This is a genomic window from Bradyrhizobium canariense, assembly GCF_019402665.1.
Lineage (GTDB): Bacteria > Pseudomonadota > Alphaproteobacteria > Rhizobiales > Xanthobacteraceae > Bradyrhizobium > Bradyrhizobium canariense.
In genome coordinates, this window is record NZ_VSST01000009.1 from 149,710 (window position 1) to 163,352 (window position 13,643).

Annotated in this window: 9 protein-coding genes; 7 read left to right on the plus strand and 2 right to left on the minus strand. The window is 64.2% G+C overall.

What is annotated here, in order from left to right; all coding sequences use genetic code 11:
• Positions 1 to 372: 372 nt before the first annotated feature.
• Together msrA and FXB41_RS04135 are read right to left on the minus strand one after the other, a co-directional pair.
• The gene (gene msrA, locus FXB41_RS04130) at positions 373 to 1,029 is read right to left on the minus strand and encodes a peptide-methionine (S)-S-oxide reductase MsrA (protein ID WP_007598255.1); all 657 of its coding nucleotides are present in this window, start codon (positions 1,027 to 1,029) and stop codon (positions 373 to 375) included.
• 195 nt (positions 1,030 to 1,224) lie between these two features.
• The gene (locus FXB41_RS04135) at positions 1,225 to 1,542 is read right to left on the minus strand and encodes a hypothetical protein (protein WP_007616084.1); all 318 of its coding nucleotides are present in this window, start codon (positions 1,540 to 1,542) and stop codon (positions 1,225 to 1,227) included.
• 404 nt (positions 1,543 to 1,946) lie between these two features.
• On the opposite strand from FXB41_RS04135, the gene rpsT reads away from it, so the two are divergent.
• The 7 genes from rpsT (at position 1,947) to gyrB (ending at position 13,433) form a co-directional block, all read left to right on the plus strand.
• A complete protein-coding gene (rpsT, locus tag FXB41_RS04140) occupies positions 1,947 to 2,213 on the plus strand; it encodes a 30S ribosomal protein S20 (protein ID WP_007598259.1) in 267 nt (88 codons plus the stop codon).
• A 1,277-nt stretch (positions 2,214 to 3,490) separates the two neighbouring features.
• Positions 3,491 to 4,903: a chromosomal replication initiator protein DnaA gene (gene dnaA, locus FXB41_RS04145; RefSeq protein ID WP_035995355.1), complete on the plus strand. Its 1,413-nt coding sequence runs from the start codon at positions 3,491 to 3,493 to the stop codon at positions 4,901 to 4,903.
• Between the two features lie 280 nt (positions 4,904 to 5,183).
• Positions 5,184 to 6,302: a DNA polymerase III subunit beta gene (gene dnaN / locus FXB41_RS04150; RefSeq protein WP_007598262.1), complete on the plus strand. Its 1,119-nt coding sequence runs from the start codon at positions 5,184 to 5,186 to the stop codon at positions 6,300 to 6,302.
• 109 nt (positions 6,303 to 6,411) lie between these two features.
• Positions 6,412 to 7,548 (plus strand): DNA replication/repair protein RecF, encoded by a 1,137-nt coding sequence (gene recF, locus FXB41_RS04155; protein WP_219679895.1) that lies wholly within the window; start codon positions 6,412 to 6,414, stop codon positions 7,546 to 7,548.
• Positions 7,549 to 7,682: 134 nt separating this feature from the next.
• The gene (locus tag FXB41_RS04160) at positions 7,683 to 8,420 is read left to right on the plus strand and encodes a hypothetical protein (RefSeq protein WP_219679898.1); all 738 of its coding nucleotides are present in this window, start codon (positions 7,683 to 7,685) and stop codon (positions 8,418 to 8,420) included.
• Positions 8,421 to 8,546: 126 nt separating this feature from the next.
• Positions 8,547 to 10,715, plus strand: coding sequence for a hypothetical protein (locus tag FXB41_RS04165; RefSeq protein ID WP_219679902.1), 2,169 nt, complete (start codon positions 8,547 to 8,549; stop codon positions 10,713 to 10,715).
• A 282-nt stretch (positions 10,716 to 10,997) separates the two neighbouring features.
• Positions 10,998 to 13,433: a DNA topoisomerase (ATP-hydrolyzing) subunit B gene (gene gyrB / locus FXB41_RS04170; protein ID WP_219679906.1), complete on the plus strand. Its 2,436-nt coding sequence runs from the start codon at positions 10,998 to 11,000 to the stop codon at positions 13,431 to 13,433.
• The last annotated feature ends 210 nt before the right edge of the window (positions 13,434 to 13,643 follow it).

A 13,643-nucleotide genomic window follows, 5' to 3' on the forward strand; every position in this document is an offset into this window, starting at 1 on the left:
GGACTTATCCCTCGAAACGAGACAGATCCAGTGATGCACCGGTTATGGTTAATAAAGCGTTGAGGGGGCGGGCGGCGCGACGATGCGGCTACGGCGCAGTGCGCTCCCTCTCGCTTGCGGGCGCGGCTAGCGCATATGGCCTTTTGGGCCAAGCTGAACAAGCGCCTCGTCCTTCGAGACGACCGCTCCGCGGTCTCCTCAGGATGAGGCTAATCGGCATCGGTGCCTGCTGGCACTATTGCCGCAGACGCCGTCCTCATCCTGAGGAGCCCGCCTAAAGCGGGCATCTCGAAGGATGGGCCACAGGAAACTGCTCTCAAATGCGCCGACCTCTCCCGCAAGCGGGAGAGGTGCACCACCTTCGCGGCTGGCTTACGCGCTCACACCGACGCCGATCGGGCAGGACACGCCGGTGCCGCCAAGGCCGCAATAACCGGCGGGATTCTTGGCCAGATATTGCTGATGATAGTCCTCGGCAAAGTAGAATTGGCCGGCGGGTGCGATCTCGGTGGTGATGGTGCCGAGACCTTTTGCAGCAAGCGCTTTCTGATAGAGCGCCTTCGATTGATCGGCCGCTTTTTTCTGCGCGTCTGAATAGGTGTAGATCGCGCTTCGGTACTGCGTGCCGACGTCGTTGCCCTGACGCATGCCCTGCGTCGGGTTGTGGCTCTCCCAGAACGTCTTCAACAGCTTCTCGTAGGACACCTTGGTCGGATCGAACACGACCAGCACCACTTCGGTGTGACCGGTGCGGCCCGAGCAGGTCTCTTCATAGGTCGGGTTCGGCGTGTGGCCGCCGGCATAGCCGACGGCGGTGGTGTAAACGCCGTCGCCAAGCTCCCAGAACTTGCGCTCGGCGCCCCAGAAGCAGCCGAGCCCGAACACCGCCTGCTCGAGGCCGGCGGGATAAGGCGGCTGCAACTTCGTGCCGTTGACGAAATGGGTGGTCGCGGTCGGAATGGCTTGCGCACGGCCCGGCAGCGCTTCATTGGCGCTCGGCAATGCGGTGGTCTTGCGCATGAACAGCATGGACGGATCTCCGGGAACGAGCTGTCCGTCGCCGAGGACAAGCTATTGAGCCAAGGCGATGAACCAAGCGCTCAGGCGACGTGCTCGCGATCAGGTGGGAATATAGGTCTTTACGCGCAAAGGGGCAGCCCTGTTACGCCGCGCGCGGCCGCTTCAGTCGCGCGAATTGAAAGCTCAATCCCGGGAATTGAAAGCTCAATCCCGGGAATAGCCGATCAACGGCTTGCGCGGGCGGAACAGGATCATCAGGAGGATACCGAGAATGCCGAGGACGGCGAAAACCGGCTGATCCAGCACCAGGCGGATCACCGAGGTCCAGAGCCAGGGCGCCTTGGCCTCGACCCAGGTCCGGAACGCCGTCTGGCTGGCCTGATTGATGTCGTTCCAGAACTGGCCGAAGCGGGTGAACCGCAGGGTCTGGTCGGCCACCCAGCGGGCGCCGTCATAGACCATGAAGATGAACCCGCCGGCGAGCAGCAACAGCCCAATCAGTCGGAAAAAGCCGCGGATCATGCCTCACCCTCTATAGTCGTCCGATCGGACGACCCTCGGAACGCCGCCAGCCAATACAAGGGAGACGGCAGAAATTCAACCTCTTCAGGGCGTTACGGCACTCATCCCTGGCCTGAGGGGCTGCTTGTCCAGCCCGGGAAAGCGTTGACGGTGCCAAAGACCCTCTCTATAAGGGCGCCAACTGGCGGCGGGCGCAATCCTGCCGCCGCTGTTCTTTGAGCAGATGCAGGCTCCTTGGGCTGAGAGGCTCCCTGGGCCTCAGAGACGGCCCGCAAGGCTGTCGCTCACGTTCCGGGAACAGCCTAGCAACCGAACACCCTAATTCCGAGCGTCGATTACGCGGTCAAGCAAGCCGGCGCTACCCGACCAAGACGCGACCGGTACCCGCAAAGGACATTGAGACCATGGCCAATACCACTTCCGCCAAGAAAGCGACGCGCAAGATCGCCCGCCGCACCGCCGTCAACAAGTCGCGCCGCACCCAGATGCGCGGTGCCGTGCGTAACGTCGAAGAAGCCATCAAGACCGGCGACCGCGCCGCTGCCGTGACGGCGCTGGCGAATGCCGAGCCCGCCTTGATGCGCGCCGCGCAGCGAAACATCATTCATAAGAACAATGCCAGCCGCAAAGTCTCGCGGCTTACCGCGCAGATCGCCAAGCTCGCCAAGTAAGCTCGCGAGCGTTCTGGCACGCCGTCCGATCGCGTCGTTCGATCGGACGATCCGGCCGCACATCGCACACGTCAAACAGCCCGGCATCGCGCCGGGCTTTTTTGTTGCCTGTCATATTCACGCAAGTAGTCACGCTGCGAGCGACCTTCGATCGGAGGATTGCGACGTTTGCACCATGATGCGCCCGTAGTTTTACCTGCGAATGGTTTTGCAACAGCGGAAACTTCCACCGCGGTGCAAAAAGTCCTTGCGAGGTGGGCACAAGTTGAATTCGCGCGCCTGCGAGTTCTGCACACCGTAGTTTCCCCGGATCGCGAGACGCAATGGAGTTACCCTGTGAAACGAGACTCAAAAAACGATGTCTCGCTAACAACTTATCGACATAGTGACGCCAAGCATTTGGAAAACTCGCCCGCGCGTCGCGCGCGTGACGCTTTTGTAAAAAATTTTTGGCGGTGACGGAGAATTGTCACATCAAACGCGGCATCTTCGATTCTGTGCACGAATCCAAAAACTTGCTCTGAAGCCTGTGCACAAGTCCGCGTGGCGTTAACGCAGATCAAGATTTTTGATGCCTCAAGTCTGAATCAATTCCGTTGCGAGTCTTTCCGCATAGTGTATTCCTTAAGGCGTCAGCGGCGCCCACGATCTTGAGACCAGCGCGGTATCGGAAACGGGGCGAGCGTGCAAATCGGCGGCGATGTGCACGTAGGCGGCGCTTCAACAAGCGATTGTCGGATCAAAACCCACAGCAATGTGGGAACGGTAGCTCTTTGTCTGAATGTCTCCAAGCGGGATCTTTCTCTCGCGCTTAAGAGACATCTTGAAAGCTGCCCCGACAGGCATGATGGCGAGGCCGAGCGGACGACGAGTACACGGGCGGGCATCCGATGAAGACGCGGGTGTCGTTTGGACACGCAGGACCTTGTCGCGAGCAATCACGGCAGGATGGGGAGGTATCATGTCTTACGAACTCAACGCGGTATTGAAACACATTTCGACTTCCAGCATTTCGACTTCCAGCGATGCCGTTTTAGATTCGTCGGACACCAAGCCTCCCGCGTGTCACGGAGCGCCGAGTACGCGCTGACCTCGCGACCCCTCCATCTCTAGACATTGCTGATCGGACGCGGCGTTTCCGCCGAACGGTCGAGCCATGCCTGCAGGTGAAATCGCTTGAGGTCCCGCCATTGCAAATATCCCGGCAGGTATCCCTGGCAGGAACTCTGCATGGCGCTCACCACGCAACCTTATCTCTCAAGAAAAGTTCTCAAATGATGACAACCCCGGAACAGGATCGCTGGTCACGCGTGAAGAGTCGGCTGCGCTCGAACGTTGGCGAGGACGTCTATACGAGCTGGTTTGCGCGCATGGATCTGGAAGGCGTCCAGGACGAGAGCGTGCGTCTGTCGGTGCCGACCCGCTTCCTGAAGAGCTGGATCCAGGCCCATTATGCCGAGCGCGTGCTGTCGTGCTGGCAGGCCGAGATGCCCGAAGTGCATCGCATCGATCTCACCGTTCGCACGGCCGTGCGCCCCGTGATGCAGCAGAAGGAAGCGCCCGCGCCGGTCGAAACGCGCCGCTCGCCTGCGCCGGAGCTGCGTTCGACCGCGACCGCGCCGGTCTCCGCCAATCATGATGCGCTCGGCGGCTCGCCGCTCGATCCGCGCCTGACGTTTGCAAGCTTCGTCGTCGGCCGCTCCAACACGCTGGCGCATGCGGCTGCGCGTCAGGTCGCCGAGGGTCGTCGCGGCGATCCCGTCATGTTCAATCCGCTCTACATTCATGCAGGCGTCGGCCTCGGCAAGACGCATCTCCTGCAGGCGGTGACCTGGGCCGGCAATTCCGGCAACGAGCGCAAGGTGCTTTATCTCACTGCAGAGAAATTCATGTACGGCTTCGTCGCCGCGCTGAAGACGCAGACGGCGCTCGCCTTCAAGGAAGCGCTGCGCGGCATCGACGTGCTCGTGATCGACGATCTCCAGTTCCTGCAGGGCAAATCGACCCAGGCCGAGTTCTGCCACACGCTGAATGCGTTGATCGATGCCGGCCGCCAGGTCGTGATCGCGGCCGACCGTCCGCCGTCCGATCTCGAAAGCCTCGACGACCGCGTGCGCTCGCGGCTGGCCGGCGGCCTCGTGGTCGAGATGGCCTCGCTTGGCGAGGAGCTGCGGCACGGTATTCTCAAGTCGCGCGTCGCCGCGGCCCGCGCCCATCATGCGACCTTCGAGGTGCCGGAGGAGGTGCTGACCTATCTGGCCCGCGCCATCACTCATAATGGCCGGGATCTCGAAGGCGCAATCAACCGCCTGCTCGCACACTCGAAGCTCAACAACCGGCCGGTGACGCTGGAGATGGCGGAGCACGAGGTGCGCGACCTGATCCGGCCGCAGGAGCCGAAGCGGATCAAGATCGAGGACATCCAGCGCGTGGTGGCACGGCAGTATAATGTCAGCCGCTCCGACCTCTTGTCCTCGCGCCGGACCGCCAACGTGGTTCGTCCGCGCCAGGTGGCGATGTATCTCGCCAAGACGCTGACCCTGCGATCGCTGCCGGAAATCGGCCGCCGCTTCGGCGGGCGCGACCACACCACGGTGCTGCACGCGGTACGCAAGATCGAGGCCCTGGTTTCCAAGGACACGGCGCTGTCGGACGAGGTCGAATCGCTCAAGCGCCAGCTTCAGGAATAAACGCCTAGGCCTTCTCCTTCCTTCCCGCCGCCCCGGCCCTGCCTGGGCGGCGGCCTTCCTCTGCCTGGGCGGCGGGCCCCGTCTTTGCGGGTAAATCGTGGGGAACCATCGCGCAATCCCTTGAAACGGATGACTTTACGCGCCACCTTGCGCGACCCTGACGGCTTTGGTCATATCGGCTGGATGATCCGGCTTTCCGGGGTCTTCGGTGCCGTGGCGCGCGTCCCGCCGCCCGGCTTTTCCAGATTTGTGTTTCCTTGGGGATCGGGCGAGTAGTGCAATGAAGGTTACGGTCGAACGCGCGCAACTCCTGAAGTCGCTGGGCCACGTCCACCGCGTGGTCGAGCGCCGCAATACGATTCCGATCCTCGGCAACGTGCTTGTTAGGGCCGAGAATGCGAAATTGTCGCTGAAGGCGACCGACCTCGACCTCGAGGTCACCGAAACGCTCGCGGCGGAAACCGCGACCGCGGGCTCCACCACCGTGCCGGCGCACATGTTCTACGACATCGTGCGCAAGCTACCGGACGGTTCGCAGATTGTGCTCGAAGCCGACGGCGACCGCGCCGTGCTGGCGATCCGCGCCGGCCGCTCCCGCTTCACCCTGCAGACCCTGCCGGAGAATGATTTTCCGGATCTCGCCGCCGGCGACATGTCGCATTCGTTCAGCCTCGCCGCCAAGGACGTCAAGCGGCTGATCGACCGCACCCAGTTCGCGATCTCCACGGAGGAGACCCGCTACTATCTCAACGGCATCTATCTGCATGCCGCGGGCTCCGCCAAAGCCGCCACCCTGCGCGGCGTCGCCACCGACGGCCACCGCCTCGCCCAGCTCGACCTGGTCCAGCCCAAGGGCGCCGAGGGCATGCCCGGCGTGATCGTGCCGCGCAAGACGGTGGGCGAGGTGCAGCGCCTGATCGAGGACAACGAGGCCGAGGTCACGATCGAGCTGTCGCAGGCCAAGATCCGCTTCACCATCGGCAATGTGGTGCTGACCTCGAAGCTGATCGACGGCACCTTCCCCGATTACGGCCGCGTCATCCCGCAGGGCAACGACAAGGAGCTCGTCGTCGACAAGAAGGATTTCGAGAACGCGGTCGACCGCGTCTCGACGATTTCCAGCGAGCGCGGGCGCGCCGTGAAACTCTCGCTGTCGCCGGGCAAGCTGGTGCTGTCAGTGACCAATCCGGATTCCGGCAGTGCGACCGAAGAGCTCGAAGTCGAATACGCTTCCGACGCCCTCGATATCGGCTTCAACTCCCGCTATCTGCTCGACATCGCCGCCCAGATCGAAGGCGACGTCGCAACGCTCCGGCTCGCCGACCCGGGCTCACCGACCCTGGTGCAAGACCGCGACGACAAGAGCGCGCTCTACGTGCTGATGCCGATGCGGGTGTGAGGGCTACCGGCTCCCCTTCGCATCGACTACATCCGTCATGGCCGGGCTTGTCCCGGCCATCCACGTCTTTGGAGGACCCAAACGTGGATGCCCGGCAACGACAAAGACAATGACCCCCTCCCGCATTCATCGCCTGACGCTGACGCATTTTCGTAATTACCGGGCGGCGGGGCTCGAGGCTAAGGCTGACATGGTGGCGCTGGTCGGGCCGAACGGAGCGGGCAAGACCAATTGCATCGAGGCGATCTCGTTCCTGTCGCCGGGACGCGGACTGCGACGCGCGACGCTGGACGACGTCGCCGACAACCAGGGCGACGGCTCCTGGGCGGTGTCGGCACAGGTCGAGGGCGCGCTGGGCCTTGCCACGCTCGGCACCGGCATCGATCCGCCGCGCGCAGATAGCCCGGTCAGCCGGCGCTGCCGCATCGACCGCGAACCGGTCAATTCGGCGGCGGCGTTCGGCGACCACATCCGCATGGTGTGGCTGACGCCGGCGATGGACGGGCTGTTCATGGGCGCGGCGTCCGAGCGGCGGCGCTTCTTCGACCGCCTGGTGCTTGCCATCGACAGCGACCATTCCAGCCGCATCTCCGCGCTCGAACGTTCGCTGCGCTCGCGCAACCGCCTGCTCGAGACGCGCAATTACGACGACCATTGGTGTGACGCGATCGAGCGCGAGACCGCGGAGCTTGCGGTCGCGGTCGCCGCAACCCGCGGCCAGACCGCGGCGCGGCTGACCGGCATGCTGAATGCACGCGCGCAGGCCTCCGCCTTCCCCTCGGCGCAAATCGCGCTCGACGGCTGGATGGAGAACGCGCTGCTCAACGAGACCGCAACGTCGGTCGAGGACCGCTACCGCCAGATCCTGCGCGACAACCGTCCGCGTGACGCCATCGCCGGCCGCACCACGGATGGTCCGCATCTCACCGATCTCCAGGTGATCTACGCGCCGAAAAACATGCCGGCGCGCGATGCTTCGACCGGCGAGCAGAAGGCGTTGCTGATCGGGCTGGTGCTGGCGCATGCGAGCCTGGTCGCCGAGATGACCGGCATCGTGCCGCTGCTGCTGCTCGACGAGGTCGTCGCGCATCTCGATCCCGGCAGGCGCGCGGCGCTGTTCGACGAGTTGCGCAAGCTCGGCGCGCAGGTGTGGCTGACCGGCGCAGACCCCGCCGCCTTCGCCGAGATCGGCGCCGGGGGCGAGATCTTTGACGTCGAAAGCGGACAGGTATCGGCCCGGCGCTAGTCGCCGCCGTTGAACCGGCCCCATTTCCGCCGCGACTAGTTGCCGGAGGCGGCGCCGACGGTGACGCAGCCGGTTGCAATCGCGCAATGACATCACGCGCGAGACCCTGGACGCGCGATACCCTGGAGAGTGAAATGCGGGCGGCAAGGTCCGGGGCGCAAGTTCCGGCACGATGGTGGGCGTTTGCGTGCGGCCTCGTTTTGCTCGCGACGTGCATGCTCGCGGCAAGCGCCGGCGCCTGGATGCCGCAGCCGCTGTTTTCAGCCGATCTCACGCCGGATCCCGATGTCAGGCTGCCCGCACCGACCCGCTACAGCTTTAGGGGAATCCACACCACCCTGATGCGGGGCGTCGAAGCGCCGCTTCGCGTCAAGCTCGAAGCCACCGTGCCCGCCGAGCTCGGCGACGTCCTCGCCTTCTACCGCAGCGAGCTTGGAAAGCTCGGCTGGCAGGAGCAGCATGATGGCGCCGTCGTCTCCGCCGATCACGTCCAGCTCGCGTTCGCCTCTCCGCTCGGGCCGGCCACGCTGAAGCTCGGCCGCAAGGACAGCAACACCTCGGTCCATCTCGTGCAGAAGAACTCGGATACAGCAATCCGGGCGAACGTCATGCCCGAACCGGGCCAGGCAAAGCTGGTGTTCAGCAACATCGGCGAGACGGAAGCCGTGCTCGGGATCGACGCGCGGACCATCAAGCGCGCCGCCGGCGCTAACGCCGTATCGCTGGATCTGGCGCCCGGCAAATATTCCTACGAACTGAACGTCCCCGGCCGTCCGGCCCACCGCAACATCCTCACCGTCGCGGCCGGCGACGCCTGGGAGCTCACCGTCGGGCGCGACGGCGAGGCATGGTCGCCACTCCAACTGTATTGACTAGTCCGGGAGCTTTGAACCTGCCCGGTTCCTGCCGCGACTTCTGGTCTGAGGCCCCGCCGACGGTGTTGCAGCCGTTGCAATCGCGCGCGCCCAAGCGCTGCGCGGCATCCTGGAGACGTAACGATGGCGATGATCCCGCGCGGGATGCAAGTCCCGGCACGATGGCGGCTGCTTGCATGCGGTCTCTTCCTGATGGCGAGCTGCTCGATCGCGGCCGGCGCCGACGAGGGCATCGTCGACGTTCACGCGCTGCCCCAGCTCGAAGGTGCGGTGGAAGACATCTCGCGCCCCGACCCCTATAGCGTCGAATATCGCGTACCGACGCGGCAGGCCGTGACGCTGCCCGCGGTCCAAAAGCTCCTGAGCGACAACGGCTGGGTCGCTTATGTGATGCCGCTGGAGGAGAAAAGCAGCCTGCTGAAGTTCAGGAAGGGACGACAGGGTCTGTCCGTTCATTTCACGCAGGCGCTCGGCCGGCCCGACCAGTCCGTGGTCTACTACACGACCGACCGGATCTACGGGAACGTGCCGTTTCCGGAAGGCGCAAGCGACATCGTGTTCGACGGGACGCGGCCCTATCTCGGCTGCATCGCGCCGACGCCGCTCGATGCAACGTCGGATTTCTACAGCAGCCAGATGGCTGCGATCGGCTGGCAGAAGCTCACGCCGGAAACCGCCGCGCGCTGGACGACGGGCCTTGATGAAACCGTTCCCAACGGCCTGCGCGCGTTCTACGCGCATGCCGATAGCAAGGAGACCGGCTTCTACCAGCAGAAGCCCGTGATGCTGACGCTGACGCGCCGCGACGACGGCCGCACCCATGTCGATATCCGGGTCGCGCCCTTCGCGCTGCCCGGCGAGCTCAAAGCCGATAGCGATCTGGCCGGCCTGCCGCGGCCGAGCCCGACCAAGACGGCCATGGGCCTCGGCAGCGCGAGCGACAACAAGCGCGAAATGTCGGCCGCCGCGATGGCCGAGCTGCCCGCGGTACTCGCCTTCTATCACCGCGAGCTCGCCGCGCGCGGCTGGCATGAGGACGGCAGCGCACCGCTCGCGCCCGGCGACGAGGTCGCGATCAAGATCTCTTCCGCGGAGGAAACCGGCCTGCTGCGGCTTGGCCGCAAATACGATTTCACCATGGTCAGCCTGACGGCGCAGTTGAAGGACTCCGCGCTTGCCGCCCGCACTAAGGCGAAGAAAGAGGCCGACGACAAGTTCCTTGGGGATGCGTTAGGTGCGGCCAAGCAGCTCATCACCGCCGACGAAGCCAGACGCAAGGTGCAGGCGGCCGCATTGTCGGACGCGCCGCTCAACGCGCTCGCCGACAGCAAGACGCCGGTGCCGTTGCCCGAAAACGCCGAAGGCGTGAACTTCGAGGGCGGCGACGGCCGGCTCGAATTCTCCTCGATCTCGAGCGTGAAGGCGCTCACTGCGTTTTATCGCGCATCGCTGAAGCCCGCGGGCTGGAAGGAGCAGCCCTCCGTCATCAACCAGCCCAACATGGCGATGATGGAATTCTCCAAGAGCGGGAAGTCGATCTCGATGACCGTGATGCAGATGGGGCCGAAGGTAAACGTTAGCGCCAACGGCTCCGGTCTTATTATCGCCGCGGCGAAGCCCGTCGAGGCCAAATCGAGGCAAGCCAAGGTGGTCCAGACCAAATCGAAGGAGCCGCTCACGCCCGATCCCGATTCGGCCCTGCCGGTGCCGACGCAGCACAGCTCGACCGGCATCAGCTCCACGAAATTCCCCGGCAGTGAGCAGTCGTTCCGGACCGAGCTCGAAGCCAGCATCCCCGCCGAGCTTGGCGAGGTCCTCGCCTTCTATCGCACGGAGCTGACCAACCGCGGCTGGCAGGAGAAGGCCGACGGCGCAATCGTAACGGCCGAGCGGGCGGAGCTCGCGTTCACCTCGCCGGAGGGACCGGCCGTGCTGAAGCTCGGCCGCGCCAAGGACGAGACGACGGTCAGTCTGGTGCAGCGGAATCCGCAGGCCGCGGCCAAGGCCGACATCATGCCGAAGGCGGGACAGGCCAGGCTGATGCTCGGCAATATGGGGCCGAAGGAAGCATCGCTGACGATCAACAATCAAACGGTGAAGATCGCGGCTGGTGCCGGCGGACCGCAATCGCCGAAAGGCCCGATGCTCGATCTGCCGCCCGGCAAGTACCAGTACGCGCTGCGTCTGCCGTGGCGCCCTGCCCGCACCGAAACCCTCACCGTGGCCGCCGGCGATGCCTGGGGCCTCCTGGTGGGGCCAAACGGAGACGTGCTGCCGCTGCAGATGTATTGAGCCTGCAAGGCCGTTCCGGGGCGTTCCAAGCGCCTCGGAACACCCTTCGTCCCCGCAATATCCACGCCTTTCAGCGACCCGGAACGGCCTCTCGAATCGCGCTTTTTTCAGCGCCTCGAATCGGCCTTCGAAAGCCTTGAAAACCGGCCAAAAAATCCCATCTAATCAAAGACTTGCCGGGAGATACTTTGCGCTAGGCGCAATCCGTCTTTCGTGGCACAAATAGCCCGCATATCAGCGCCTTTTGCGCCGCTGATTCGGGCGACATCTCGAAGGCCTCTCATGACAGAACCTGCTCGGCAGACGCCTGCCGAAAACGAACCCTCAAATCCGAGCGATTACGGGGCGGAATCGATCCGCGTGCTCAAGGGTCTCGACGCCGTCCGCAAGCGCCCGGGCATGTATATCGGCGACACCGATGACGGCTCGGGCCTGCATCATATGGTCTACGAAGTCGTGGACAATGCGATCGACGAGGCGCTCGCGGGCCACGCCACGCGCGTGGACGTGATCCTCAACGCCGACAATTCTGTCACCGTGCGCGACGACGGCCGCGGCATTCCCGTCGACATCCATAAGGGCGAAGGCATCTCGGCGGCCGAGGTCATCATGACCCAGCTCCATGCCGGCGGTAAATTCGACCAAAATTCCTACAAGGTTTCCGGCGGCCTGCACGGCGTCGGCGTCTCCGTCGTCAACGCGCTGTCGAGCAAGCTCGGCTTGCGCATCTGGCGCGACAACAAGGAACACTACATCGAATTCGCCCATGGCGATGCGGTCGCGCCGCTCAAGGTGGTCGGCGACGCGCCCGGCAGGCGCGGCACCGAGGTGACGTTCCAGGCCTCGACGGAAACCTTCAAGAACATCGAGTATGATTTCGCCACGCTGGAGCACCGGCTGCGCGAGCTCGCCTTCCTCAATTCCGGCGTTAACATCGCCCTCTCCGACATGCGTCACGCGGTCGAGAAGCGCGAGGAGATGCACTATTCCGGCGGCGTCGAGGAATTCGTCAAATATCTCGACCGCAACAAGAAGGCGATCGTGCCGGCGCCGATCATGGTACGCGCGGAATCCAACGGCATCGGTGTCGAGGCCGCATTGTGGTGGAACGACAGCTACCATGAGAACGTGCTGTGCTTCACCAACAACATCCCGCAGCGCGACGGCGGCACCCATCTCGCCGGTTTCCGCGGCGCGCTGACGCGCCAGGTCAACGGCTATGCCGAGGCCAACGCGAAAAAGGAAAAGATCGCGCTGACCGGCGATGATTGCCGCGAAGGCCTCACCGCCGTGCTGTCGGTGAAGGTGCCGGATCCAAAATTTTCGTCGCAGACCAAGGACAAGCTGGTGTCCTCGGAAGTGCGCCCCGTGGTCGAGAACGTGCTCAACGAGGCGCTGCAGGCCTGGTTCGAGGAGCACCCTTCCGAAGCCAAGATGATCGTCGGCAAGGTGATCCAGGCGGCCGCGGCCCGCGAAGCCGCGCGAAAAGCGCGCGAGCTGACGCGCAAGAGCCCGCTGTCGGTCTCTTCGCTGCCCGGCAAGCTCGCCGACTGCCAGGAGAAGGACCCGGCGAAATCCGAGCTCTTCATCGTCGAGGGTGACTCGGCAGGCGGCAGTGCCAAGCAGGGCCGCAACCGCGAATTCCAGGCCGTGCTGCCGCTGCGCGGCAAGATCCTCAATGTCGAACGTGTGCGTCCCGACAAAATGCTGCACAGCGAGCAGATCGGCACGCTGATCACCGCGCTCGGCACCGGCATCAGCGACGAATTCTCGATCGAGAAGCTGCGCTATCACAAGATCATCGTGATGACGGACGCCGACGTCGACGGCGCCCACATCCGCACGCTGCTGCTCACTTTCTTCTACCGGCAGATGCGCGAGATCATCGACGGCGGCTATCTCTACATTGCCCAGCCGCCGCTCTATAAGGTCAACCGCGGCAAGTCCGAGCAATATTTGAAGGACGAGCGGGCGCTGGAAGACTATCTGATCGATACCGGGCTAGACGACTGCGTCTATATTCCCGGCACTGGCGGCGATCGTACCGGCCGCGACCTGCGCTCTTTGGTCGACGACGCCCGCGCCGTCCGCGGCGTTCTGCGCAGCCTGCACACCCGCTACAATCGCAAGGTGATCGAGCAGGCCGCCATCACCGGCGTGCTCAACAAGGCGATCTACGGCGATCCGGAGAAAGCCGCCGCGGCCGCGCAATACATCGCCGCCCGCCTCGACACGCTCGCCGACGAGGTCGAGCGCGGCTGGGTCGGTCAATATTTGGAAGGCCATGGCTTCCAGTTCGAGCGCACGGTGCGCGGCGTCAAGGACGTCGCCCTCATCGACGACGCGTTTCTGGGCTCGGTCGAAGCCCGCAAGCTCGACGAGTATACGCTCAAGCTCCAGGACGTTTATGCCCGCCCCGGCAAGCTGCGGCGCAAGGACGCCGAGCACATGGTCTACGGCCCGGTCGATCTGTTCGAAGCGGTCACCGACGCCGGCCGCAAGGGCGTCTCGCTGCAGCGTTACAAAGGGCTGGGCGAGATGAATCCGGAGCAGCTCTGGCAGACGACGCTGGACGTCAATGCGCGATCACTGCTCCAGGTGAAGGTCAAGGAGGTCGACGAGGCCGACGACATCTTCACCAAGCTGATGGGCGACGTGGTCGAGCCGCGCCGCGACTTCATCCAGGAACATTCGCTGAGCGCGACGATCGATATCTGAGGCCGCTGGCTTTTGGATTTCGAACTGCTGGCCAAGCGCTCGCTGCAACCTCTCCCGCTTGCGGGGGAGGTCGGCGCGAAGCGCCGGGTGGGGGCTTTCTCCTCGCCGGGATACGCTCCGTAAACTTCGACAATCCCATCGCTGAAGCACCCCCTCCCCAGCCCTCCCCCGCAAGCGAGGGCTTTGCGTAAATCGCGAATCTGCGATTCT

Coding starts and splice junctions, on each gene's coding strand:
- rpsT (WP_007598259.1), top strand. CDS start 1,947: ATGGCCAATACCACTTCCGCCAAGAAAGCGACGCGCAAGATCGCCCGC.
- recF (WP_219679895.1), top strand. CDS start 6,412: ATGACCCCCTCCCGCATTCATCGCCTGACGCTGACGCATTTTCGTAAT.
- dnaN (WP_007598262.1), top strand. CDS start 5,184: ATGAAGGTTACGGTCGAACGCGCGCAACTCCTGAAGTCGCTGGGCCAC.
- msrA (WP_007598255.1), bottom strand. CDS start 1,029: ATGCTGTTCATGCGCAAGACCACCGCATTGCCGAGCGCCAATGAAGCG.
- FXB41_RS04165 (WP_219679902.1), top strand. CDS start 8,547: ATGGCGATGATCCCGCGCGGGATGCAAGTCCCGGCACGATGGCGGCTG.
- FXB41_RS04160 (WP_219679898.1), top strand. CDS start 7,683: ATGCGGGCGGCAAGGTCCGGGGCGCAAGTTCCGGCACGATGGTGGGCG.
- gyrB (WP_219679906.1), top strand. CDS start 10,998: ATGACAGAACCTGCTCGGCAGACGCCTGCCGAAAACGAACCCTCAAAT.
- FXB41_RS04135 (WP_007616084.1), bottom strand. CDS start 1,542: ATGATCCGCGGCTTTTTCCGACTGATTGGGCTGTTGCTGCTCGCCGGC.
- dnaA (WP_035995355.1), top strand. CDS start 3,491: ATGACAACCCCGGAACAGGATCGCTGGTCACGCGTGAAGAGTCGGCTG.